The organism is Luteimonas rhizosphaericola (assembly GCF_029888045.1).
Lineage (GTDB): Bacteria > Pseudomonadota > Gammaproteobacteria > Xanthomonadales > Xanthomonadaceae > Luteimonas > Luteimonas rhizosphaericola.
This window is the reverse complement of record NZ_JARXRN010000029.1, coordinates 130,122-152,335: the sequence shown is the minus strand read 5'-3', so window position 1 is coordinate 152,335 and position 22,214 is coordinate 130,122. Positions and strand designations below refer to the sequence as shown.

Sequence of the window (22,214 nt, the reverse complement as noted above, 5' to 3'; positions counted from 1 at the left end):
GGTCGCATCGCGCGCCGCATCGCGGGGTTACCATCCGCGCATGAACACACCACCCGAAGACGCGGCACTGCTGTACGAAGGCGAATGGCTGCGGCTGGTCAGGCGCGGCAAGTGGGAGTCCTGCGAGCGCACCCATGGCCGCGACGGCCTGGCGGTGCTGGTGATCGCGGTGACGCCGGACGACGAGGTGCTGTTCGTCGACCAGTACCGCGTGCCGCTGGGCGCGCGCACGATCGAGATGCCGGCCGGCCTGGTCGGCGACGACGACAGCAGCGATACGCTCGAGGCCGCGGCGCGGCGCGAACTGATCGAGGAGACCGGTTGGGAAGCCGGCCGCGTGGACGTGCTGCTGGTCGGGCCGACGTCCTCGGGAATGAGCAACGAACGCATCGCCTTCGCCCGCGCGCTCGACCTCAGGCGGGTGGGCGACGGCGGCGGGGTCGACGACGAGGACATCGTGGTCCACGCCGTGCCGCGCGCGCAGGCGCCGGCGTGGCTGATGCGGAAGTACCGCGAGGGCTACGAGCTCGACCTCAAGCTCTGGGCCGGGCTGTGGATGATCGACCACGAGCCCGACGGCTCGCCGCGCGCATGAGCCCGACGACCCCGGCGGCTCCGCTGCTCGCGCCCGGCGATCCGCCCGCAGTCACCGTGCTGCATCCCGAGGGCCGTTCGCCGTGGCTGCTGCTCGCCGACCACGCCGGCCAGGCCGTGCCCGCCGCCCTGGGCAACCTGGGCCTGCCGCAGGCCGAACTCGACCGCCACATCGGCTGGGACATCGGCATCGCCGGGGTCACGGCGCGCCTGGCCGACCGGCTGCACGCCTGCGCGATCCTGCAGACGTACTCGCGGCTGGTGATCGACTGCAACCGTCCGCTCGAGGCGCCCGGCTCCATCGCCGCGGTCAGCGACGGCACCGCCATCCCGGGCAATGCCCGGCTCGACGATGCGCAACGCGCGCGGCGCGTCGACGGGATCTTCGCCCCCTACCACGCCCGCATCGCCGACGAACTGGACCGGCGCGACACGCAGGCGAGACCGACGATCCTGGTGGCGATGCACAGCTTCACCCCGGCGATGGGCGGCAGCGCCCGGCCGTGGCATGCCGGCGTGCTGTACCAGCGCGACCCGCGCCTGGCGCACGCGCTGCTGGCCTTGCTGCGGGCCGAGGGCGACCTGGAGGTCGGCGACAACGAACCGTATTCGGTGAGCGATGCCACCGACTACGCGATCCCGGTGCACGGCGAACGCCGGGGCCTGGTGCACGTCGAGCTCGAGATCCGCCAGGACCTGATTGCCGACGCGGACGGCCAGGCGGCCTGGGCCGAGCGCCTCGCGCGCCTGTTCGCACGGCTGGAGCCGGAGTTCGTCACGGCCCCTTGAGCGCGGCGCCCGTACCCTGTGCCGCCGCGTCAGGACTTTCCGGCCATGCTGATCCGCCTGGGCCATGCGATCACCTTCGGCCTGCCGCAGCCGACGCCGATGGTGCTCACGCTCGACCTCCACGAGTCCCGTCGCAGCGATATCGTGGTCTCGGCGCCCTCGCGCGCCACGCCCGACGTGCCGATCCAGCGCTATCGCGATGCCTACGGCAACGTCTGCGCGCGCCTGGTCGCGCCGGCCGGCACGCTCACCATCCGGGCCGATGCGGTCGTGCGCGACAGCGGGCTGCCCGACGCCGTGGCGCCGGAGGCGCCCGAGGTGCCGGTCGAGCACCTGCCCGACGAGGTGCTGTTGTTCCTGCTCGGCAGCCGCTACTGCGAGACCGACCGGCTCTCGCAGATGGCCTGGGACCTGTTCGGATCCACGCCGCCTGGCTGGGCCCGGGTGCAGGCGATCTGCGACCACGTGCACCAGCGGATCGAGTTCGGCTATCCGCATGCCGATGCCACCCGCACCGCGGCCCAGGCGCTGGAGGCGGGCCGCGGCGTGTGCCGCGACTTCGCCCATTCCGCGGTCGCCCTGTGCCGCTGCATGAACATTCCGGCGCGCTACTGCACCGGCTACCTCGGCGACATCGGCATCCCGCCGGTGGACGCGCCGATGGACTTCTCGGCCTGGTTCGAGGCCTACCTCGGCGGGCGCTGGTACACGTTCGATGCGCGCCACAACACCCCGCGCATCGGCCGGGTGCTGATCGCGCGCGGCCGCGACGCCGCGGACGTGGCGATCAGCAACACCTTCGGCCCGAACCAGCTGCTGGGCTTCGAGGTCTGGAGCGACGAGACCGACGATCCGACCCTCTCGCCGCGCCCGGCGCCGCCGCCACCGCTCGCGCTCGCGGTCTGAGCGCGGGCCTCAGGCGAGACCGTCGGTCGCGCGCACCAGCGCGTCGACGTTCTCCTGCTCGAACGCCGAGTGCCCCGACGCCGGGGTGATCACCAGTTCGGCCTTCGGCCAGACCTGGTGCAGGTCCCACGCGTTCTGCACCGGGCAGACCACGTCGTAGCGCCCGTGCACGATCACGCCCGGGATGCCGGCGATGCGATAGGCATCGCGCAGCAGCTGGTCGTCGACCTCGAAGAAGCCCTTGTTGACGAAGTAGTGGTTCTCGATCCGGGCGAAGGCCAGCGCGAAGCGCGCGTCCTCGTGCCCGCTGACGAAGTCCGGATCGACGTGCAGGAACGAGGTGGCCCCTTCCCACACGCTCCACGCCCGCGCCGCGGCCAGGCGCGTGGCCTCGTCGTCGGAGGTGAGCCTGCTGTGGAACGCCGCGATGAGATCGCCGCGCTCCTCCTCCGGAATCGCGGCGACATAGTGCTCCCACGCCTCGGGGAACAGGCGCGAGGCGCCTTCCTGGTAGAACCAGCGCAGCTCCCACTGCCGCAGCATGAAGATGCCGCGCAGCACCAGCGCGGTCACGCGCAGCGGATGCGACTGGGCGTAGGCCAGCGCCAGCGTCGAGCCCCAGGAGCCGCCGAACACCTGCCAGCGATCGATGCCCAGGTGCTCGCGCAGCTGCTCGATGTCGGCGACCAGGTGCCAGGTGGTGTTGTCGACGAGGTCGGCGTGCGGCGTGGAGCGCCCGGCGCCGCGCTGGTCGAACAGGACGATGCGGTATTTCGCCGGATCGTGGAAGCGTCGCATCTTCGCGTTGCAGCCGCCGCCGGGGCCGCCATGCAGCAGCACCACCGGCTTGCCCTTCGGGTTGCCGCACTGCTCGTAGTACAGCGCGTGGCGGTCGTCGACCTGCAGGGTGCCGCTGTCGTAGGGCTCGATCTCGGGATACAGCGTGCGCATGGCTCGCCCTGTGCGATGGAGTTGGCCACAGTCTAACGACTGCGCGCCGCGGCCTCAGGGCGGCAGGCGGCCGAGTCCGACGCGGTCGCGCCCTTCGAGGTCGCGATGGGTGGCGACCTCGACGAAGCCGGCCGCCTGCAGCAGCGCGCGCACCGGTTCGCCCTGGTCGTGGCCGTGTTCGAGCAGCAGCCAGCCGCCGGGATGCAGGTGCGCCGGTGCGTCGCGCACGATCGCGCGGATGGCGTCGAGCCCGTCGCGGCCGGACGACAGCGCTATCGCCGGCTCGTGGCGCAGGTCGCCACGCAGCAGGTGCGGATCGCCCTCAGCGATATAGGGCGGGTTGCTGGCGACCAGGTCGAACCGCAGGTCGGGGAGTGCCGCGAACCAGTCGCCGAGGTGGAAGGCGACGTTCGGGAGCCCCGCCTCGCGAGCGTTGCGCCGTGCCACCTCCAGCGCCCCGGGGCTGGCGTCCACCGCGTCCACCCGCGCCTGCGGACGTTCGGCCGCCAGCGCCAGGGCGATCGCTCCGCTGCCGGTGCCCAGGTCCGCCACGCGCTGCGCGCGTCCGGCGGGCAGCCGGGCCAGGGCCAGTTCCACCAGCAGCTCGGTTTCGGGTCGCGGGATCAGGGTCTCGGGCGTGACCGCCAGGTCGAGGGTCCAGAAGCCGCGACGGCCGCACAGGTAGGCGACCGGCTCCCCGGTCTCGCGGCGCGCCAGCAGCGAGGCGAAACGATCGTGACGGTCCTGCGCCACGGGGTCGTCGGCATGTGCGAACAGCCAGCCACGGTCGCGGCCGAGCGCATGGGCCAGCAGTGCCTCGGCGTCGACCGCGTCCACACTGGCGCGGGCGTCGGCCAGCAGGCGGCGGACGGTCATCGGTTCGGGCGGGGACATCGACGCATCGTAGGCGCCGCACCGGGACCTGTCGCCCTCGCGGGCCGGGGCGGCGAAACCGATGGACAAAATGAAGGCGGCCGAAGCCGCCTTCAAAGATTCCGTACCACGTGTGGGAGGGAGGAAACGGATACGGAACTCGGTTGGACACCGCGCCAGGCGCGTGGTCCGAAACCCTGCCCTGCCCCGGCTCCGCGGCCTTGCGACCGTCGCACCGGACTGCAGCGCATGGGTCGACTATGCTGCAGCGCAAAAACGTTTGCAAGCACAACCGGGCGCCGAAAACCACCTGATCGGCCGGATACTGATTGTTCTTATCTATCATAAATATCAAATCCTTCGATTTCACTTATTAATAGAGGCCTTCTATCATCTCCCGGTCGATTCGGCAGTCGCTTGATCGAAGCACGTTTCCCTTCCACCACCCCCAAAGAGGTCCGAATGTCCCTCATCAATACCCAGGTCCAGCCGTTCAAGGCCACCGCGTTCCAGAACGGCGAGTTCGTCGAGGTCTCCGACGCCAGCCTGAAGGGCAAGTGGTCGGTTCTGGTGTTCATGCCGGCCGCCTTCACCTTCAACTGCCCGACCGAGGTCGAGGACGCCGCCGACCATTACGCCGAGTTCCAGAAGCTGGGCGCCGAGGTCTACATCGTCACCACCGACACCCACTTCTCGCACAAGGTGTGGCACGAGACCTCGGCCGCCGTGGGCAAGGCCCAGTTCCCGCTGGTCGGCGACCCGACCCACCAGCTGACCCGCGCCTTCGGCGTGCACATCGATGCCGAGGGCCTGGCCCTGCGCGGCACCTTCGTGATCAACCCCGAGGGCGTGATCAAGACCGTCGAGATCCACGACAACGCCATCGCCCGCGACATCAAGGAGACCCTGCGCAAGCTCAAGGCCGCGCAGTACGTCGCCGCCCACCCGAACGAGGTCTGCCCGGCCAAGTGGCAGGAGGGCGAGAAGACCCTGAAGCCGTCGCTGGACCTGGTCGGCAAGATCTGACCCACCGTACCGCCCCCGCCCCGTGCCGCCCCGTGCGGCGCGGGAGCGGACCGGAGCCGATGCGCGGCCCAGCCACCCGGCCGCCCTTCCTCCCCACGCCGCCGGCCAGCGACGGCCCGCGTCGGCTCCGGTCCGCTTCCGCCGCCCCTCCCCCAGGAGCCGCTCCATGCTCGACCACGACCTCAAGGCCCAGCTCAAGGGCTATCTCGAACGCCTGCAGCGTCCGGTCGCGATCATCGCGTCCGTCGACGACGGCGCGAAGTCGCGCGAACTGCTCGAACTGCTCGAGGACATCCGCGCGCAGTCGGACAAGGTGACCGTCGAAGTGCGTCGCGACGACGGCGAGCGCACGCCTTCCTTCGCGCTCACCTCCCCCGGCCACGACGTCCGGCTGCGTTTCGCCGGCCTGCCGATGGGGCACGAGTTCACCTCGCTGGTGCTGGCCCTGCTGCAGGTCGGCGGCCATCCCTCCAAGGCCGCGCCGGCGCTGCTGGACCAGGTGCGCGCACTGGAAGGCGAGTATCGCTTCGAGACCTACTACTCGCTCAGCTGCCAGAACTGCCCGGACGTGGTCCAGGCGCTCAACCTGGCCGCGGTGCTGAACCCGAACATCTCGCACGTCGCCATCGACGGCGCCCTGTTCCAGGACGAGGTGTCCGCGCGCGCGGTGATGTCGGTGCCGTCGATCTTCCTCAATGGCGAACTGTTCGACCAGGGGCGCATGAGCCTGGAGCAGATCGTCGCCCGGCTCGACACCGGCGCCGCGAAGCGCGAGGCCGACGCGATCGCGCGCAAGGATCCGTTCGACGTGCTGGTGGTGGGCGGCGGCCCGGCCGGCACCGCGGCCGCGATCTACGCCGCGCGCAAGGGCATTCGCACCGGCGTGGCGGCCGAGCGCTTCGGCGGCCAGGTGCTGGACACGATGGCGATCGAGAACTTCATTTCGGTCGCGCACACCGAGGGCCCGAAGCTCGCTGCCCAGCTCGAACAGCACGTGCGCGACTACGACGTGGACGTGATGAACCTGCAGCGCGCGACCGCGCTGGTGCCTGCCGGCGCCGACGGCCTGGTCGAGGTGAAGCTGGAGAACGGCGCCAGCCTGAAGTCGAAGACGGTCGTGCTCTCCACCGGTGCGCGCTGGCGGCAGATGGGCGTCCCCGGCGAGGACCAGTATCGCAACCGGGGCGTGGCCTACTGCCCGCACTGCGACGGCCCGCTGTTCAAGGGCAAGCGGGTGGCGGTGATCGGCGGCGGCAACTCCGGGGTCGAAGCCGCGATCGACCTGGCCGGCATCGTCGCGCACGTCACCCTGATCGAGTTCGACGCCCGCCTGCGCGCGGACGAAGTGCTGCAGCGCAAGCTGCGCAGCCTGGAGAACGTGCGCATCATCACCAGCGCGCAGACCACCGAGGTGCTCGGCGACGGCGGCAAGGTCACCGGCCTGGTGTACCGCGACCGCGTCGGCGGCGATGCACACCGGCTGGCGCTGGAGGGCGTGTTCGTGCAGATCGGCCTGCTGCCCAATACCGAATGGCTGGAAGGCACGGTGGCGCTGTCCCCGCGTGCCGAGATCGTGGTCGACGACCGCGGCCAGACCAGCGTGGCGGGGGTGTTCGCGGCCGGCGACTGCACCACGGTGCCGTACAAGCAGATCGTGATCGCGATGGGCGAAGGGTCCAAGGCGGCGCTGGCCGCGTTCGACCACCTGATCCGCAGCACGGCGCCGGCCCCGGTGGCCGAGGCCCACGCGGCCTGACCCGGTGAACCTCCGCGACCTGCGCTACCTGATCGCGGTCGCGGACCACCGCCATTTCGGCCGCGCGGCGGCGGCCAGCTTCGTCAGCCAGCCGACGCTGTCCACGCAGCTGCGCAAGCTGGAGGACGAACTCGGCGTGGCCCTGGTGGAACGCGCGCCGCGCAAGGTGATGCTGACCCCGGTCGGGGTGGAGATCGTCGAGCGCGCGCGGCGCGTGGTCGCCGAAGTGGAACAGATGAAGGAGGCCGCGCGCCGCAGCCAGCGGCCCGAAGCCGGCAGCGTACGGCTCGGCATCTTCCCGACCCTCGGCCCCTACCTGCTGCCGCACGTGATCCCCGGCGTCCGCAGTCGCTTCCCCGACCTGCAGCTGCTGCTGGTGGAGGAGAAGAGCGACGAACTGCTCGCCCGCCTGCGCGACGGGCGCCTGGACGCGGCGATCCTCGCGCTGCCGGTGCTCGACGACCAGCTGCACCACGAGTTCCTGTTCGAGGAGCCGTTCCTGCTCGCGGTGCCCGAACGCCACCGGCTCGCCGGCCGTCGCGCGCTCGCCGTCGACGAGCTGGCCAACGAGCACCTGCTGCTGCTCGAGGACGGGCACTGCCTGCGGCGGCAGACGCTGGACGTGTGCCAGCTCGCCGGCGCGCACGAGACCACGGAGTTCCGCGCGACCAGCCTCGAGACGCTGCGGCAGATGGTAGCCGCCAACGTCGGCATCACCCTGTTGCCGGCGCTGGCGGTGCAGCCGCCCGTCGCGCATCCCCCGAGCATCCGCCTGCTCGGCTTCAGCGACTCCCGGCCCAGCCGCGAGATCGCGATGTTCTGGCGACGCAGTTCGGCCATGGCGGGCTTCCTCATGCGGCTTGCCGACACCTTCCGCGACCTGCCGCCCGCGCTGCTCGCTGGCGTGCCCGACGTGGCGGCCGCGGCGGCCGAGGCGCCCCCGCCCGACATGCTCTGAACCGGGCCTGCGCCCCCCTTGAAGCGCCGCGCGTGCGGCGCTACGGTAGGCCTCACCACAGCGGGCGACGCGTTGGACGCGCCGTCCGTTTTTCTTTGCGCGCGCGGTATGCGCCGCCCCGACCGGAGTTCCGATGCCATGACCACCCAGCCCACCAGCGGCCTGCCCCCCTCGATCCGCATCTCGCGCCGCGACGCCGCGCGCCTGGACGCCCTGCTCGAATCGCCGCAGTGGCAGCACGACCCGGCCGCCGATGCACTGATCGGCGAACTCGCGCGTGCCGAGGTCGTCGACGACGCCGAGATGCCGGCGGACGTGGTCGGCATGCATGCGCGCGTGGAATGCATCGACGAGCATTCCGGCGAACGCCACGAGCTCACCCTGGTGTTCCCGCACGAGGCCGACGTCGGCGCCGGGCGGATCTCGGTGCTCGCGCCGGTCGGCAGCGCGCTGCTCGGCCTGTCGGTCGGCCAGTCGATCGACTGGGCCACGCCGCAGGGCCGCACCCTGCGCCTGCGCGTCACCGGCGTCCAGCCCGCGGCCTGACCGATGGCGCTGCGCAGGGTGGCGGTGGCCGGGCTGCTGCTCGGCGCGCTCGGCTGGTGGTACTCGCCTTATTCGCCGCGCCAGCCGGACGCACCGGCGGCGGCTTCCGGGACCACCCTCGCCTGCCCACCCCCGGCCGGGCGCGATCCGGCCGACGGGCCACTGCAGACCGACGTGCCGCGCGGGCTGGTGCCGTTCCGGCTCGAAGCCGGCACGCTCACGCCCCTGGCGGGCTTCCGGATCGATGCGCGGGTGCTGTCGCGCGAGGACTACCGCCTCGGGCGCGAGGCGGCGTTCTCGCCGACGGACCTGGCCCTGGGCTGGGAACGGATGCGCGAGGAGGCCGTGCTCGAACGGCTGCAGATCCGCCAGTCGTCGCGCTGGTACCACTACCGCTGGGCCGGCGACCCGCCGCTGCCGCTCGAGGAACTCGTGCGCAGCAGCGCGAACATGCACATCATCCCGGCCGATGCGGCCGCGGCGCGATCGTTACGCCGGGTCCGGACCGACGACCGGGTGCGCATCCGCGGCTGGCTGGTGGAGGCCGACACCGGAGACGGCTGGCGCTGGCGCAGTTCGCTGCGCCGCGACGATCGCGGCAACGGCGCCTGCGAGCTGGTGTACGCCTGCTCGATCGAAGTGCTGCCCTGATCCGGCCGGGCCGGCGCGCCTGCGCCGCTGCGGTCAGCCCAGCCCCACCGGGCAGCTCACGCCCGTGCCGCCGAGCCCGCAGTAGCCGCCCGGGTGCTTGGACAGGTACTGTTGGTGCTCGTCCTCGGCGTAATAGAACGGGGGCGCGGGTTGGACGATCTCGGTGGTGATGGCGCCGTGGCCCGCCTCGCGAAGCCGCGCCTGGTAGGCATCGCGGCTGCGCAGCGCGAGCGCGTGCTGCTCCGGCGTGTCGCTGTAGATCGCCGAGCGGTACTGGGTGCCGGTGTCGTTGCCCTGGCGCATGCCCTGGGTGGGGTCGTGCCGTTCCCAGAAGGTCTGCAGCAGGGTCTCGAACGGCAGTTTCGCCGGATCGAAGATCACCAGCACCACTTCCGCGTGCCCGGTCTGGCCCGAGCACACCTCGCGGTAGGTCGGGTTCGGGGTCTGGCCGCCGGCGTAGCCGACCGCGGTCGTGACCACGCCCGGCAGCGACCAGAACGCCCGTTCCGCACCCCAGAAGCAGCCCATGCCGAACTGCACCCGCGCCAGGCCCTCGAAGGCGTCCTGCAGCGGCGTGCCGAGCACGTGGTGCCGGTTGTGCAGCGGCAGGGGCTCGTGGCGTCCCGGCAACGCTTCGCCAGGCGCCGGCAGGCGCTGCTTCCAGGCTCCGATTCCGATCATGACGGCTCTCCGCGGGGGGCCTGGTGATGTGCGGCCGCGACGCGCCGACTTCAACCGGCCACGCAGCGCGTCAGCGGAAGACCGCGGGCGCCACCTGCACGCAGTTGCGCCCGGCCGCCTTGGCCGAATACAGCGCGCGGTCGGCGCGCTCGAGCGTGGCCTCGGGCGTGTCCTCGCGCTCCAGCCGCGTGGCCACGCCCACGCTCACCGTCAGGTGCAGCACCTGGCCGTTGCAGTCGGGGCGCAGGTCGTCGACCGCCATGCGCAGCTGCTCGGCCACCATGCGCGCGGCGGCGCCGTTGCGACCGGGCAGGATGACGATGAATTCCTCGCCGCCGTAGCGGCCGAACAGGTCGCCCTCCTGCAGCGCCCCGCGCAGCGCCAGCGCCACCTCGCGCAATGCGGCGTCGCCGCAGGCATGGCCGTGACGGTCGTTGATCGACTTGAAATGATCCAGGTCGAGGAACAGCACCGACACCGGCTGGCCCGAGCGCGCGCCCTCGGCGAAGCTGCGCGCCAGCCACTGGTCGATGGTGCGGCGGTTGAAGCTTCCGGTCAGCGCGTCGAGCTCGGCCGACTGCCGGAGCTGCACCGCGGCCATCGCCTGGTCGATCTGCTGCAGGGTCTGGCGCGCGAAATCGCCAGCCAGGGCCAGCTCTTCGGTGGTGAATCCGTCCGCGCCGCGGCGCTGCAGCAGCAGCGCGCCCCACGCCGGCGCCCGGATCTGCAGCGGCACCACCGCCTCGATCGCCAGCACCGACGGCGCGCCGGCTTCGGTCACCGGCTGCTGCAGCGGAATGCCGTTGGCGGCCTGGCGCTTGAGCGCCAGCTGCCGGCGGCCGAGCTGGCTGCGGACGGTATCGGTGTCGGCCACCGGCTCGACCAGCAGCGCATCCTGGCCATGGTAGCCCTGGGTGACGACGATGCAGCGCTCGACCTCCATCAGCGGCAGGAGCCGCTCGATCAGCAGGCGGAACGCGGTCCACGGGATGTCGCCCGCGGGCAGCGTGCGCAACCGCGTCTGCAGTTCCGACGACAATCCCGCGCGCGCGGCTTCGCGCTGCATCCGCCGCTCGCTGTCCGCGCGCTCGAGCTGCTCGCGGTCGCGCTGCTGCCGGTACTCGCCGATCCGCCCCACCAGGCCGACCGCCAGGATCGCGACCCCGACCACGATCGCCAGCTGGTAGCCGTAACGCACCAGCACGCCGTCGAGCAGGTGGCCGCGGCTGGACAGTTCCAGCACCAGCACCCCGGCCAGCACCAGCACCGCGAGCGCCGCCAGCGGCAACGCCATCAGCGTGCGCCGCCGCGCCGCGTCGCCCAGCAGCACCAGGCCGAGCCCCAGCGCGATCGCGAACGGCACCACCTGTCCGGTCGCCAGCACGCGCGAGACCTGCGGCAGATTGAGCAGGCAGAGCGCCACCAGCGCCACCAGCGCCAGCGACACGCCGTCGACGAGCGGCTTCCAGCGCGCGCGCCGCTGCGCGAGGCCGGCGTACTGGAGCAGCATCTGCAGCCACGCCGCACACAGCAGCATCACCAGTGCGATCACGCCCTGCGTGCGCCAGAACGCGAATCCCCGCAGCACCGGCAGCTGGTACAGGTGGCCGTTGACTGCCGACAGCGCCAGCAGCGCAACCCCGGTAAAGGCGAACAGGGCAAGGAACATGCGGTCGCGCGCCGCCGAAAACAGCGCCAGCGCCAGCAGCCCGATGGTGAACAGGCTGGCGTAGATCATCGCGCTGGCGGCGATACCGTACTGCTCCAGCTGCAGGGCCTGGGCTTCGCCCATGACCACCGGATACAGCGCCCGGCGCTGTACGCCGATGGTGTGCAGCTGGACCTCGACCGGCCCGACCCAGTCCGCCGGCAGCGCGAACAGGTAGCTGCTGGGCAGCACGCCGGTATCGGCGCCGGGGCGGAAGAAGCCCAGCGTCGGGCTGCGCCAGCCGTCGCGCTGCATCCACACCGCATCCACGGCCTCGCGCTCCAGCCGCACGACCCAGCGCGAGCCGGGCGTGCGCGGTGGCAGGTCGAACCGCAGCCGCACGGCCCGGTACTCGGCGTCGGCGGGTGTGTCCGCGGGAGGTGGCGCATCCGCCAGCGGCTGCACCTGTACCTGGACCCCGGACGGATCCGGCAGCCCGCCGGCGACGGCCGCCGCGAACAACCCGAGCATCAGCACCAGGCAGATCGCGATCAGGCCCTCGCGCCGCCCGCCGCCGGCCGCGCGCGCGCCGGCGCTCAGCTGCCACCTCCCGGCGGCCCGTCCACGCGTGCCCGTACCCACCGCCCGGCGCGCCCGCAGCAGGGCGGCGTCCGCGCGGCCGGGATACCGGCGCTGGCGTGGGCAATGGGCATGAATGTCTCCTTCGCAACCTGTTAAGCAACTTTCGTGCCGGGCAGAACCCTGTCCGACGTCACATTATCGGCGATACCGCGTGCACGGATCAGCACGGTCCGGGGCCTCTCAGGCGCCTCGGCTACACTGTGTTTTTTCGCCTCCCACGCGCGCCATGACCCCTCCCGAACCGGCCACCGGTGCCCACGCGGCCGCCCCGGACGCCGTCGCTGGCGCTCCGCGCCAGGACTTCATCCGCCAGATCGTCCGCGACGACCTGGCCAGCGGAAAGCACGCCGCGATCCGCACGCGCTTCCCGCCGGAACCCAATGGTTACCTTCATATCGGCCACGCCAAGGCAATCTGTCTGGATTTCGGCGTGGCCGAGGAATTCGGCGGCCTGTGCAACCTGCGGTTCGACGACACCAACCCGGCCAAGGAAGACCCGGCCTTCGTGCAGGCGATCCAGGACGACGTCCGCTGGCTGGGCTTCGACTGGGCCGAGCTGCGGCACGCCTCGGACTATTTCGAGGTCTACGCGCTGGCGGCGGAGAAGCTGATCCGCCAGGGCGACGCCTTCGTCTGCGACCTGACGCCCGAGCAGATCCGGGAATACCGCGGCACCCTGACCGAACCGGGTCGCGAATCGCCCTTCCGCGGCAGGTCGGTGGAGGAGAACCTGGACCTGTTCAGGCGCATGCGCGCGGGCGAGTTCCCGGACGGCGCCCGCACCCTGCGCGCCCGGATCGACATGGCCAGCGGCAACATCAACCTGCGCGACCCGGCCCTGTACCGGATCAAGCACATGCCGCACCCGATCGCCGGCGCGGGATGGTGCATCTATCCGATGTACGACTTCGCGCACGCGCTGGGCGACGCCATCGAGGGCATCACCCACTCGCTGTGCACGCTGGAGTTCGAGGACCACCGGCCGCTGTACGACTGGTGCGTGGACCGGGTGGACCTGGCGCACTCCCCGGAGCTGCTGGCGCCGCTGGCGGCCAGGGGCCTGCCGAACGTCGCCGCCAAGCCGCGCCAGATCGAGTTCTCCCGGCTCAACATCAACTACACGGTGATGAGCAAGCGCAAGCTGGTGGCGCTGGTGGGCGAGGGACTGGTGGATGGCTGGGACGATCCGCGCATGTACACGCTGCAGGGACTGCGCCGCCGCGGCTACACGCCCGCGGCGCTGCGCCTGTTCGTGGACCGGGTGGGCATCAGCAAGCAGAACTCGGTGATCGACTTCTCGGTGCTCGAGGGCGCCCTGCGCGACGACCTCGATGCGCACGCGCCGCGGCGCATGGCGGTGGTCGATCCGCTGAAGCTGGTCCTGGCCAACCTGCCGGACGGCCACACCGAGACGCTGGCCTTCGCCAACCACCCCAAGGACGACACGCTGGGCACCCGCGAAGTACCGTTCTCGCGCGAGCTGTGGATCGAGCGCGAGGACTTCGCCGAAGTGCCGCCCAAGGGCTGGAAGCGGCTGGTCCCGGGCGGCGAAGTGCGCCTGCGCGGCGCCGGCATCGCACGCGTGGACGAGGTGGTGAAAGACGAGGACGGCACCATCGTCGAGCTGCGCGGCTGGCTCGACCCGGAATCGCGGCCGGGCATGGAAGGCGCCAACCGCAAGATCAAGGGCACCATCCACTGGGTGAGCGCGGCGCATGCGCGCGAGGCCGAGATCCGGCTGTACGACCGCCTGTTCTCCGCCGCCGATCCCGACGACGAAGCGGACGGCAAGACGTATCGCGACCACCTCAATCCCGATTCGAAGCGCAGCGTGCGCGGCTTCGTCGAACCGGCCGCGGCGGCCGCGGCGCCGGAGCAGACGTTCCAGTTCGAGCGGCTGGGTTATTTCGTCGCCGACCGCCACGACCATCGTCCCGAAGCGCCGGTGTTCAACCGCAGCGTCTCGCTGCGCGATACCTGGGCGGCGAAGGCCTGATGCCGATGCGACTTCGCGCCAGCCTGCTCGTCCTGTCGCTGCTGCTCGGCGCGATCGCCTGCGCGCCGCGCGCGCCGGCCACGCCGCCGGCAGCGGACAGCCCGCCGCCCGCCGCGACCCCGGTCGTGCGCGGGCCCGCCGCCGAGCCGGACGCCAGCTGCCGCGTGGCCGCCGACTGCGAGGTGAAGAACGTCGGCAACTGCTGCGGCTACTTCCCCGCCTGCGTGAACAAGGACGCGACCGTGGATCCCGAGGCCGTGCGCGCCGAGTGCGAACGCAGCGGCATGGCCTCGGTCTGCGGCTGGAAGGACATCCAGTCCTGCGACTGCGTGCAGGGCCAGTGCCGTGCCGTCGACGGCCCGATCCGGGTGGACCGCTGATGCTGCCGGCCCAGGTCCTGCTCGCCCTGCCCGAATGGGCCCACGGCGTGGTCGATCCGGCGCGGGCCTACCCCGGCGACGAGGCCAAGGTGGCGCTGGCGATCGAGCTGTCGCGCCTGAACATCGAGGCGTGCAGCGGCGGGCCGTTCGGCGCGGTGGTGTTCGACGCGGCCGACGACCGGATCGTGGCGATCGGCGTCAACCGCGTGCTGCCGCAGCACTGCTCGGTGGCGCACGCCGAGACCATGGCCTGCATGCTGGCGCAGCAGCAGCTCGGCCGCGCGCGCCTGAACCGCGACCTGGACGACAACGTGGTCGGCCGCTACGTGCTGGCGACCTCGGCCCAACCGTGCTGCCAGTGCTACGGCGCGACCGTGTGGGCCGGCATCGACCGGCTGCTGATCGGCGCCCGCTCCGAGGACGTCGAAGCGCTCACCGAATTCGACGAAGGCCCCCTGCCCGCGGACTGGATCGGCGAGCTGGCGCGGCGCGGGATCGAGGTGGTGCGCGACCTGCACCGCGACGACGCGCGCGAGGTGCTGCGCCGCTACGGCCAGTCCGGTGCCCGCAGCTACTGACCGTCCCGGCGTGGACGGCCTGCTGTGCTACTGCCGCGCCGGCTTCGAGCCGGACCTGGCGGCGGAACTCGGCGATCGCGCCGCAGACGCGGGCCTGCACGGCCACGCCCGCACCGCGCGCGGCGACGGCTACGTGCTGTTCGTCGGCGACCCGGCGCTGGCCACGCACCTGCCCTGGCGCAGCATGGTGTTCGCCCGGCAGTCGCTTCGCCTGCTGGCCGAACTGCGCGGACTGGATCCGCGCGACCGCATCGCCCCGATCGTGTCCGCGCTCGAGGCGTTGCGCGTGGACCGCACGCCCGCCTACGGCACGCTGTGGGTCGAGCATCCGGACTCGGACGCCGGCAAGCCGCTCTCGGGCCTGGCGCGCAGCTTCGGCAACGCGCTGCGGCCGGCGCTGCGCAAGCGCGGGCTTCTCGCCGGCGTCGAACAGCCCAACGCCACCCGCCTCCACGTGTGTTTCGTCGCCGGCGACCACGCCTTGCTCGCCGAGTCCGATCCTGGCGCCAGCGCGCCCTGGCCGCTGGGCGTGCCGCGGCTGAAGCTGCATCACGACGCGCCGTCGCGCTCGGCGCTCAAGCTCGAGGAAGCGCTGCTCAGCCTGCTCGACGATGCCCAGCGCCGCGACTGGCTGCGCCCCGGCATGACCGCGGCCGACCTCGGCGCCGCTCCGGGCGGCTGGACCTGGGTGCTGGCCCGACACGGGCTGCAGGTGACCGCGATCGACAACGGCCCGCTGCGCCAGCACGTGCTCGACACCGGAAGGGTCGAACACCTGCGCGCGGACGGCTTCCGCTGGCAGCCGCCACGGCCGCTGGACTGGATGGTGTGCGACATGGTCGAGCAGCCGGCGCGAGTGGCCCGGCGCATGGGCGACTGGCTGCGCGAGGGCTGGTGCCGGCAGACGATCTTCAACCTCAAGCTGCCGATGAAGAAGCGCTGGCTGGAAACCCGGCGCAGCCTGGACGCCTTCGCGGACTCCGCCGCGGTGCCGCTCGCGGTCCGTGCGCGCCAGCTGTACCACGACCGCGAAGAGATCACCGTCCACGCGCGGCGCACCGACTGATCGCGCTCGTGGCGTAGCCGGTATGGCCGGCCGGCTTGACGGCCGTTTCATCGCCCGGGGGCGAGCATCGCGACATCGTCCCGTCCGGAGCTTCCGATGCGCATGCCCGTGGTCCTGCGTCTCCTGTCCGCCGCGGCGCTGATCGCCGCCGCTCCCTGGGCGGCCGCCCAGTCCGCCCCGGCGCATGCCGCGCCCCCGCCGGCGCCCGCTACGCCGGACACCGCGACCCAGGCGACCGATTCGGCGACCGACACCACCCGGATCGACGTCGACCGCGACGTCACCCTGTTCACGCGGGTGGTGGACCCGGCGCTGGTGGAGGCCAGCCGTGCCTTCGACGCCCTCGATGCCGATGGCGACGGCACCCTCACGTCGGCCGAGGCGGCCGCCGGGCCGCCACTGGCGGACCCGTTCGAACGGATCGACGCCGACGGCAACGGGCGCCTGGACCGCGACGAGTACACCGCGCAGCGGCGCCGCTGACCCGCGCGGCGTCCGCCCGGCCGTCCGCGGCGCCGGGCGGACGATTGCGGTCACCTGCCCTGGGCGCGAGCCCGCCTACAATCGCGCGTCCTCCATCTCCGACGATCCCCATGGCCTCCAGCCTGCTGGTCCTGCTCGACGACATCGCCACCATCCTCGACGACGTGGCGGCCATGACCAAGGTGGCCGCGAGGAAGACCGCCGGCGTGCTCGGCGACGATCTGGCGCTCAACGCCGAACAGGTGAGCGGCGTGCGCGCGGCGCGCGAACTGCCGGTGGTGTGGGCCGTCGGCAAGGGCTCGGTGGTCAACAAGGCGATCCTGGTGCCGGCGGCGCTGGCGATCAGCACCTTCCTGCCCTGGGCGGTGACGCCGCTGATGATGGCCGGCGGCCTGTTCCTGTGCTACGAGGGCGTCGAGAAGCTGCTGCACAAGTTCCTGCACAAGGGCGAGGCGGAAGCCCACCACCAGGCGCATCTCAAGGCGCTCTCGCGGCCGGACAGCGAACTGCTGGCGCAGGAGAAGGAGAAGATCAAGGGCGCGATCCGTACCGATTTCATCCTCTCGGCGGAAATCATCGTGATCTCGCTGGGTACGGTCGCCGGCAAGCCGTTCATGGTGCAGCTCGGCGTGCTGGTGGGGATCGCGGCGCTGATGACGGTCGGCGTGTACGGCCTGGTCGCCGGCATCGTGAAGCTCGACGACTTCGGCCTGTACCTGAGCCGCGCCGCCAGCGCGGCCACGCGCGCGATCGGCAACGGCATCCTGCGCGCAGCGCCGTGGCTGATGAAGGGCCTGGCGATCGCGGGCACCGCGGCGATGTTCCTGGTCGGCGGCGGCATCCTGGTGCACGGCTTCCACGCGCTGGCCGAGTGGGTGGAGGATGCAGCGGTGGACGCGGCCGCGGTGCCTGGCGTGGGTGCGGTGCTCGGCGCGCTCACGCCGATGCTGATCAACGCGGCCGTCGGCATCGTCGCCGGCGCGGTCACGGTGGGCGTGGTGATGGGCGTGCAGCGGCTGCGCGGCGCGCGCGCCAAACCCGAGTCGGCCTGAGGCCGGTCAGCCGCCGGCGGCGCGGCGCCAGAACAGGTCGACCAGCGGCGGCATCCGGCCCGCCAGGCCCAGCAGGTGGCCGCGCAGCAGCGTCGCCGGCAGCGCATCGTTCGAGAACAGCCGGTTGAGGCCTTCGAAGGCGTGCGCAGCCAGCGCGTTCTCGCTGCGGCGCGCACGCGCCCAGCGTGCCAGGCGGTGCGGGGCCTCCCACTCCGTCCGCTGCCGTCGCGCGCCAGCCACCACGTCGCGCAGTGCCGCCACGTCGCGCAGGCCGAGGTTCACGCCCTGCCCGGCGAGCGGATGCACCGCGTGCGCGGCGTCTCCGATCACCAGGACCCGTCCCCGGTGCTGGGTCTCGCTGAGCTGGCGCTGCAGCGGGAACGCCGCCCGCGGGCCGAGCGGATCGATCGCACCCAGGCGCGCGTCGAATGCGGTCGTGATCGCGCGGCCGAACGCGTCGTCGTCCAGCGCCAGCACGCGCGCGGCCTCGTCCTCCGGCAGGGTCCACACGATGGAACAGCTGCCGTCGACCCAGGGCAGCAGCGCCAGCGGGCCGGTGGGCAGGAAGCGCTGCCACGCCGTCGCCTCGTGCGGACGGCCGGTGCGGACATAGCCCACCACGCCCCGCTGCGCGTAGTCGTGCGCTTCGGCGGCGATGCCCGCCATCTGCCGCAGTGGCGACGAGGCGCCGTCGGCCGCGATCGCGACGCGCGCGGCGACCGAGGTCCCGTCGTCCAGCCGCAGCGTGGCGGAGGTGTCGGACTGTTCGAGCGCCGACACCCGCGCCGGGCACGAGACCCGCACGCCCGCGCGTTCGAGCGCGCGCCACAGCGCCTCGACCAGCAGGCCGTGCTCGACGATCCAGCCCAGCTCGGGCCGCGCCAGCAGGTCGGCATCGAACACGATCGGATCGCCGCCGCCGGCATCCCAGACGTGCATCCGCCGGTACGCCTGCGCGCGGGTGTCGCGCACGGGCGCCCAGGCGTCGAGCGCATCGAGCAGGGCGACGTTGTCCGGCGCGATGGCGTAGGCGCGCAGGTCGGCCCGGTCCGCGGACCACGGCGCCGGCGGCGCGGCTTCGAGCAGGCGCACGTCCAGCCCTTGCCGCGCCAGCGCCAGCGCGCACGCGGCGCCCACCACGCCTCCGCCAACGATCGCCACGTCGTGCGGGTCGCGACGCCTCATGCGCGCGCTCCCCGGCACAGCGCCGGGACGTCGCCGCGATAGCCCATCGCGCCGCCGGCCAGCAGCGCCTGCAGCGACGGCACCCGGTCCACCGCCATCATCCCGGCGCTGCGCAGCGGGCGCAGCAGCGGCACGCGGCTGGCGCTCAGGCGCGCCAGGCCGTCGGAGAAGGCAAGCGTGCGGCTGCGGTCCTCGTGGCGGCGCGCGGCGTGCGCGGACACCAGGGCATCGGCGCCGGGATCCGCGGCACCGGCGACCACCTCGGCCAGGGTCAGCGCATCGCGCAACCCGAGGTTGAATCCCTGCGCGCCGACCGGATGCAGCGTCTGCGCCGCGTTGCCGACCAGCACCGCGCGTGCGGCGGTCGTGTGTCGCGCCACTACCCGCGTGGCGGGATACACGCTGCGCTCGCCGACCTCGAGCAGCCGCCCCACCCGCCATCCGAACGCGTCCTGCACGCGCTGCAGGAAGGCCGCGTCCGGCAACGCCGCAACCTGTTCCGCCTGCGCGGCTGCGACGCCATGCACCAGGCCCCACGCGCCGTCGCCGCGCGGCAGCAGCGCCGTGGGACCTTCGTCGCGCAGCCGCTCGAAGGCGGTGCCCTCGGGCGCCTGCGTCGCGCGCAGCCGGGCGACGAACAGGCGCTGCCCGTAATCGTGATGCTCGGCCTCGATGCCGAGTGCCGCGCGCATGCCGCTGCCGGTCCCGTCCGCGCCGACGACCAGCCGCGCGCCAAGCACGTGTTCGCCACTGCCGTCGTCGATGCGCACCTGCCGCGCCCCGGGCGCGTTGGCCGCGAGGCCGACGAAGCGCGCCCGCAGCCGGCGCACGCGCGTCGCCGCGCCCAGCGCCTCGTCCAGCGCCTGGCCGAAGTCGCGCGCCACCACCACCTGGCCGAACGCCGTGCGGCCGTAATCGCGCGCGTCGAGCAGCACGCGGCCGAAATCGCCGCTGCGGCTGGCGTGGATGCGCCGGATGGTGCCGGTTGGCGCGCGCAGCCGCTGCATCACGCCGAGCGCGGTCAGGGCGTTGACGGTGGCCTCGGCGAAGCTGAGGTTGCGCTGGTCGAACACGGGCGGCAGCGTGGATGGCGCCGCTTCCAGCAGGGTGGACGCCACGCCGGCGCGGTCGAGCGCCAGCGCCAGGCTGGCGCCGACCAGCCCGCCGCCCACGATCAGGATTCCGTGTTCGCCTTCCATCGCGCCATGATAGCCGCGGGCCCGGGGCGCACCGCGGCGGCGTCGGCTAGAATGCGCGCTGTCCCGCCGTTTCGCCGGAGTCCGATCCGCATGAGCACCGCCGCCAGCCGCGCCGCGATCCTCACCCTGCTCGCCGCCCTGATGGCCGCCACGCGCCTGCATCATTTCGGCGCGGTGCCCGATGCGTCGTGGGCGGTGTTCTTCATCGGTGGCTTCTACCTGTCGACCTGGACGCGCTGGGCGTTTCCGCTGCTCATGGCGCTGGCGGTCCTGGTGGACTGGATCGTGATCCGCGGCCAGGGCATGGATTTCTGGAGCCATTACTGCGTCTCGCCCGGCTACTGGGCGCTGGTCCCGGCGCACCTGGCGATGTGGGCCGGCGGCTGGTGGCTGCAGCGTGCCACCGGCGGCCGCCTGGCCTGGCGCACGGCCGGCCTGCTGGTGGCGAGCGTGGCCGTCGCGGCCGCGGCCTGCCACCTCTTCGCCCAAGGCGGGTTCTACTGGCTGAGCGACACCGTGGCCGATCCGACCCTGGCCGGCTGGTGGAAGAATTACAGCGACTGGCTGCCGGCCTACCTGCGCGTGAGCGCGATGTACGTGGGCATTGCTGTCGCCCTGCACGCTGTCGCCGTCCGGCTGTGGCCGGCGCAGGCGACGGCGCTGGCGCGGGACGGCGCGCGCCACTGACGGCGCACGGCGCGCCGCGCGGCCATCGCCATGGGCAACCGCCTGTCGAAGATCTACACCCGCACCGGTGACGACGGCACCACCGGCCTGGGCGACGGCAGCCGGGTGGCCAAGGATTCGGCGCGGGTCGAGGCCTACGGCACCGTCGACGAGGCGAATTCGACGATCGGTCTGCTGCTCGCGGTGGCGCTGCCCGATGACATCCATGCACTGCTGACCTCGATCCAGCACCAGTTGTTCGACCTCGGCGGGGAACTGTGCATCCCCGGGCACGCGGCGATCACCGATGCCGACATCGAGCGGCTCGAAACGCAACTCGACCACTACAACGAATCGCTGCCGCCGCTGAAGGACTTCATCCTCCCCGGCGGCGGCGAGGCCGCGGCGCGCTGCCACGTCGCCCGCACCGTGGTGCGCCGGGCCGAGCGCGGCACGGTGGCGCTGTCGCGCCAGGAGGCGGTGCGGCCGCAGGCGATCCGCTACCTCAACCGCCTGTCCGACCTGCTGTTCGTGCTCGCCCGCGTGCTCGCACGCCACGACGGGCAGGGCGAAGTGCTGTGGCGCCACGAGCGCCGCTGAGCCATGCCGCGGCTGCTCGGCTACACCCACCCCGCCTGCCTGGACCATGACACCGGCGCGGGCCATCCCGAGTGCGCCGACCGCCTCGGCGCCGTGCTCGAGGCGCTGCACGCGGCCTTCCCCGCCCTGGAATGGATCGAGGCCCCGCGCGCGACCCGCGGCCAGCTGCTGCGCGTGCACGACGAGCGCCTGCTGGCGACGGTGCTGAGTCCGCCGCTGGCCGGCACCATGCGCCTGGATCCCGACACCCTGCTCTCGCCCGGCTCGCCGGAAGCGGCGCTGCGTGCGGCCGGCGCCGGCGTCGCCGCGACCGAGGCGGTGATGAACGGCGAAACCGACGTCGCGTTCTGCGCGGTGCGCCCGCCCGGCCATCACGCCACCGCGGACACGGCCATGGGCTTCTGCCTGTTCGACAGCATCGCCGTCGCCGCCGCGCACGCGCTGGACCGGTTCGGGCTGGCGCGGGTGGCGATCGCCGATTTCGACGTCCACCACGGCAACGGCACCCAGGCGATCTTCGAACAGGATCCCCGGGTGCTGTACCTGAGTTCGCACCAGGCCGACCTGTATCCGTGGTCGGGCGCGGCCAACGAGCGCGGCGTGGGCAACCTGGTGAACCTGCCGCTCCCTGCGGGCAGCGGCGGCGAGGCGTTCCGGCGTGCGTGGCGCGAGCACCTGCTCCCGACCCTGGACACGTTCGCGCCACAACTGGTGCTGGTCTCGGCCGGCTTCGACGGCGACCGGCGCGACCCGCTCGCCCAGCTGGCGCTGGATCCGGCCGACTTCGGCTGGATCACGGCCGAGCTGTCGCGCCTGGCCGCGCGCCATGCCTGCGGGCGCCTCGTGTCGATGCTCGAGGGCGGCTACGACCTGCAGGCGCTGCGGGAGGGCACGGTGGCGCACGTGGCGGCGCTGCTCGGCGCGGACGGGCCCGTCCGCGCCGGCGCCTGACCCCCCGCGTGCGAGGCGGCCACAGCATGAACCGCCG

General features: G+C 72.6%; 23 protein-coding genes. 17 read left to right on the top strand and 6 right to left on the bottom strand.

Annotated features, from left to right (window positions below; all coding sequences use genetic code 11):
* Positions 1 to 40: 40 nt before the first annotated feature.
* Genes QFW80_RS17210 through QFW80_RS17200 form a run of 3 tightly spaced genes read left to right on the top strand, consistent with a single transcriptional unit; the run spans position 41 to position 2,289 of the window.
* Positions 41 to 595, top strand: a complete 555-nt coding sequence (locus QFW80_RS17210; RefSeq protein WP_280603334.1) for an NUDIX hydrolase — start codon at positions 41 to 43, stop codon at positions 593 to 595.
* Complete coding sequence (locus QFW80_RS17205) at positions 592 to 1,383, top strand: N-formylglutamate amidohydrolase (RefSeq protein ID WP_280603332.1); 792 nt, start codon at positions 592 to 594, stop codon at positions 1,381 to 1,383. The genes QFW80_RS17210 and QFW80_RS17205 overlap by 4 nt, the downstream gene beginning before the upstream one ends.
* A gap of 45 nt (positions 1,384 to 1,428) precedes the next feature.
* A complete protein-coding gene (locus tag QFW80_RS17200; protein ID WP_280603331.1) occupies positions 1,429 to 2,289 on the top strand; it encodes a transglutaminase-like domain-containing protein in 861 nt (286 codons plus the stop codon).
* A gap of 9 nt (positions 2,290 to 2,298) precedes the next feature.
* Here the strand turns inward: QFW80_RS17200 and pip are convergent, their stop codons facing one another.
* Positions 2,299 to 3,240, bottom strand: coding sequence for a prolyl aminopeptidase (gene pip / locus QFW80_RS17195; protein ID WP_280603329.1), 942 nt, complete (start codon positions 3,238 to 3,240; stop codon positions 2,299 to 2,301).
* A gap of 54 nt (positions 3,241 to 3,294) precedes the next feature.
* Positions 3,295 to 4,134 (bottom strand): peptide chain release factor N(5)-glutamine methyltransferase, encoded by an 840-nt coding sequence (gene prmC / locus QFW80_RS17190; RefSeq protein WP_280603328.1) that lies wholly within the window; start codon positions 4,132 to 4,134, stop codon positions 3,295 to 3,297.
* Positions 4,135 to 4,575: 441 nt separating this feature from the next.
* Between prmC and ahpC the strand changes: the two genes are divergently transcribed.
* The 5 genes from ahpC to QFW80_RS17165 all read left to right on the top strand — a co-directional run bounded on the left by ahpC (position 4,576) and on the right by QFW80_RS17165 (position 9,050).
* Entirely contained in the window at positions 4,576 to 5,139 is a 564-nt protein-coding gene (gene ahpC, locus QFW80_RS17185; protein ID WP_280577341.1) for an alkyl hydroperoxide reductase subunit C, read from the top strand.
* 166 nt (positions 5,140 to 5,305) lie between these two features.
* Positions 5,306 to 6,895, top strand: coding sequence for an alkyl hydroperoxide reductase subunit F (gene ahpF / locus QFW80_RS17180; RefSeq protein WP_280603326.1), 1,590 nt, complete (start codon positions 5,306 to 5,308; stop codon positions 6,893 to 6,895).
* A 4-nt stretch (positions 6,896 to 6,899) separates the two neighbouring features.
* Complete coding sequence (locus QFW80_RS17175) at positions 6,900 to 7,853, top strand: LysR substrate-binding domain-containing protein (RefSeq protein WP_280603324.1); 954 nt, start codon at positions 6,900 to 6,902, stop codon at positions 7,851 to 7,853.
* A gap of 138 nt (positions 7,854 to 7,991) precedes the next feature.
* On the top strand, positions 7,992 to 8,399 hold the full coding sequence (gene rnk, locus QFW80_RS17170) for a nucleoside diphosphate kinase regulator (RefSeq protein ID WP_280603322.1): 408 nt from the start codon (positions 7,992 to 7,994) through the stop codon (positions 8,397 to 8,399).
* 3 nt (positions 8,400 to 8,402) lie between these two features.
* Positions 8,403 to 9,050, top strand: a complete 648-nt coding sequence (locus QFW80_RS17165; protein ID WP_280603321.1) for a hypothetical protein — start codon at positions 8,403 to 8,405, stop codon at positions 9,048 to 9,050.
* Between the two features lie 33 nt (positions 9,051 to 9,083).
* Here QFW80_RS17165 and msrA read toward each other — a convergent pair whose 3' ends face one another.
* Positions 9,084 to 9,731, bottom strand: a complete 648-nt coding sequence (gene msrA, locus QFW80_RS17160) for a peptide-methionine (S)-S-oxide reductase MsrA (RefSeq protein WP_280603320.1) — start codon at positions 9,729 to 9,731, stop codon at positions 9,084 to 9,086.
* A 70-nt stretch (positions 9,732 to 9,801) separates the two neighbouring features.
* Positions 9,802 to 12,021, bottom strand: a complete 2,220-nt coding sequence (locus tag QFW80_RS17155; protein WP_280603319.1) for a GGDEF domain-containing protein — start codon at positions 12,019 to 12,021, stop codon at positions 9,802 to 9,804.
* A gap of 226 nt (positions 12,022 to 12,247) precedes the next feature.
* Here QFW80_RS17155 and QFW80_RS17150 point away from each other — a divergent pair, with 226 nt between their 5' ends.
* The 6 genes from QFW80_RS17150 to QFW80_RS17125 all read left to right on the top strand — a co-directional run bounded on the left by QFW80_RS17150 (position 12,248) and on the right by QFW80_RS17125 (position 17,576).
* Positions 12,248 to 14,017 carry a glutamine--tRNA ligase/YqeY domain fusion protein gene (locus tag QFW80_RS17150; protein WP_280603318.1) on the top strand — a complete coding sequence of 590 codons (1,770 nt, stop codon included), beginning with the start codon at positions 12,248 to 12,250 and terminating at the stop codon, positions 14,015 to 14,017.
* Positions 14,017 to 14,397: a hypothetical protein gene (locus tag QFW80_RS17145; protein WP_280603317.1), complete on the top strand. Its 381-nt coding sequence runs from the start codon at positions 14,017 to 14,019 to the stop codon at positions 14,395 to 14,397. Before QFW80_RS17150 ends, QFW80_RS17145 begins: the two co-directional genes overlap by 1 nt.
* Entirely contained in the window at positions 14,397 to 14,975 is a 579-nt protein-coding gene (locus QFW80_RS17140; RefSeq protein ID WP_280603316.1) for a nucleoside deaminase, read from the top strand. Before QFW80_RS17145 ends, QFW80_RS17140 begins: the two co-directional genes overlap by 1 nt.
* A 10-nt stretch (positions 14,976 to 14,985) precedes the next feature.
* On the top strand, positions 14,986 to 16,041 hold the full coding sequence (rlmM, locus tag QFW80_RS17135) for a 23S rRNA (cytidine(2498)-2'-O)-methyltransferase RlmM (RefSeq protein WP_280603410.1): 1,056 nt from the start codon (positions 14,986 to 14,988) through the stop codon (positions 16,039 to 16,041).
* Between the two features lie 96 nt (positions 16,042 to 16,137).
* Positions 16,138 to 16,524: an EF-hand domain-containing protein gene (locus tag QFW80_RS17130; RefSeq protein WP_280603315.1), complete on the top strand. Its 387-nt coding sequence runs from the start codon at positions 16,138 to 16,140 to the stop codon at positions 16,522 to 16,524.
* A gap of 110 nt (positions 16,525 to 16,634) precedes the next feature.
* Positions 16,635 to 17,576: a DUF808 domain-containing protein gene (locus tag QFW80_RS17125; RefSeq protein WP_280603314.1), complete on the top strand. Its 942-nt coding sequence runs from the start codon at positions 16,635 to 16,637 to the stop codon at positions 17,574 to 17,576.
* A gap of 6 nt (positions 17,577 to 17,582) precedes the next feature.
* Here the strand turns inward: QFW80_RS17125 and QFW80_RS17120 are convergent, their stop codons facing one another.
* Together QFW80_RS17120 and ubiH are read right to left on the bottom strand one after the other, a co-directional pair.
* Entirely contained in the window at positions 17,583 to 18,761 is a 1,179-nt protein-coding gene (locus tag QFW80_RS17120; RefSeq protein WP_280603312.1) for an FAD-dependent oxidoreductase, read from the bottom strand.
* The gene (gene ubiH / locus QFW80_RS17115; protein ID WP_280603311.1) at positions 18,758 to 19,960 is read right to left on the bottom strand and encodes a 2-octaprenyl-6-methoxyphenyl hydroxylase; all 1,203 of its coding nucleotides are present in this window, start codon (positions 19,958 to 19,960) and stop codon (positions 18,758 to 18,760) included. The genes QFW80_RS17120 and ubiH overlap by 4 nt, the downstream gene beginning before the upstream one ends.
* 90 nt (positions 19,961 to 20,050) lie before the next feature.
* On the opposite strand from ubiH, the gene QFW80_RS17110 reads away from it, so the two are divergent.
* From QFW80_RS17110 to QFW80_RS17100, 3 genes are read left to right on the top strand one after another with little or no spacing between them, the layout of a single operon-like run.
* On the top strand, positions 20,051 to 20,647 hold the full coding sequence (locus QFW80_RS17110) for a hypothetical protein (RefSeq protein ID WP_280603309.1): 597 nt from the start codon (positions 20,051 to 20,053) through the stop codon (positions 20,645 to 20,647).
* Between the two features lie 30 nt (positions 20,648 to 20,677).
* Positions 20,678 to 21,226, top strand: a complete 549-nt coding sequence (locus QFW80_RS17105) for a cob(I)yrinic acid a,c-diamide adenosyltransferase (protein WP_280603307.1) — start codon at positions 20,678 to 20,680, stop codon at positions 21,224 to 21,226.
* 12 nt (positions 21,227 to 21,238) lie between these two features.
* Positions 21,239 to 22,177, top strand: coding sequence for a histone deacetylase family protein (locus QFW80_RS17100; RefSeq protein WP_280603408.1), 939 nt, complete (start codon positions 21,239 to 21,241; stop codon positions 22,175 to 22,177).
* Positions 22,178 to 22,214 lie beyond the last annotated feature (37 nt).

Bases quoted from the DNA above. Each gene is read 5' to 3' on its own strand.
- rnk (WP_280603322.1), top strand. From the start codon at position 7,992: ATGACCACCCAGCCCACCAGCGGCCTGCCCCCCTCGATCCGCATCTCG.
- QFW80_RS17105 (WP_280603307.1), top strand. From the start codon at position 20,678: ATGGGCAACCGCCTGTCGAAGATCTACACCCGCACCGGTGACGACGGC.
- QFW80_RS17150 (WP_280603318.1), top strand. From the start codon at position 12,248: ATGACCCCTCCCGAACCGGCCACCGGTGCCCACGCGGCCGCCCCGGAC.
- QFW80_RS17125 (WP_280603314.1), top strand. From the start codon at position 16,635: ATGGCCTCCAGCCTGCTGGTCCTGCTCGACGACATCGCCACCATCCTC.
- ahpF (WP_280603326.1), top strand. From the start codon at position 5,306: ATGCTCGACCACGACCTCAAGGCCCAGCTCAAGGGCTATCTCGAACGC.
- QFW80_RS17205 (WP_280603332.1), top strand. From the start codon at position 592: ATGAGCCCGACGACCCCGGCGGCTCCGCTGCTCGCGCCCGGCGATCCG.
- QFW80_RS17165 (WP_280603321.1), top strand. From the start codon at position 8,403: ATGGCGCTGCGCAGGGTGGCGGTGGCCGGGCTGCTGCTCGGCGCGCTC.
- QFW80_RS17140 (WP_280603316.1), top strand. From the start codon at position 14,397: ATGCTGCCGGCCCAGGTCCTGCTCGCCCTGCCCGAATGGGCCCACGGC.
- prmC (WP_280603328.1), bottom strand. From the start codon at position 4,134: ATGTCCCCGCCCGAACCGATGACCGTCCGCCGCCTGCTGGCCGACGCC.
- pip (WP_280603329.1), bottom strand. From the start codon at position 3,240: ATGCGCACGCTGTATCCCGAGATCGAGCCCTACGACAGCGGCACCCTG.
- QFW80_RS17110 (WP_280603309.1), top strand. From the start codon at position 20,051: ATGAGCACCGCCGCCAGCCGCGCCGCGATCCTCACCCTGCTCGCCGCC.
- QFW80_RS17120 (WP_280603312.1), bottom strand. From the start codon at position 18,761: ATGAGGCGTCGCGACCCGCACGACGTGGCGATCGTTGGCGGAGGCGTG.
- QFW80_RS17130 (WP_280603315.1), top strand. From the start codon at position 16,138: ATGCGCATGCCCGTGGTCCTGCGTCTCCTGTCCGCCGCGGCGCTGATC.
- QFW80_RS17200 (WP_280603331.1), top strand. From the start codon at position 1,429: ATGCTGATCCGCCTGGGCCATGCGATCACCTTCGGCCTGCCGCAGCCG.
- msrA (WP_280603320.1), bottom strand. From the start codon at position 9,731: ATGATCGGAATCGGAGCCTGGAAGCAGCGCCTGCCGGCGCCTGGCGAA.
- ahpC (WP_280577341.1), top strand. From the start codon at position 4,576: ATGTCCCTCATCAATACCCAGGTCCAGCCGTTCAAGGCCACCGCGTTC.
- QFW80_RS17210 (WP_280603334.1), top strand. From the start codon at position 41: ATGAACACACCACCCGAAGACGCGGCACTGCTGTACGAAGGCGAATGG.
- ubiH (WP_280603311.1), bottom strand. From the start codon at position 19,960: ATGGAAGGCGAACACGGAATCCTGATCGTGGGCGGCGGGCTGGTCGGC.
- QFW80_RS17145 (WP_280603317.1), top strand. From the start codon at position 14,017: ATGCCGATGCGACTTCGCGCCAGCCTGCTCGTCCTGTCGCTGCTGCTC.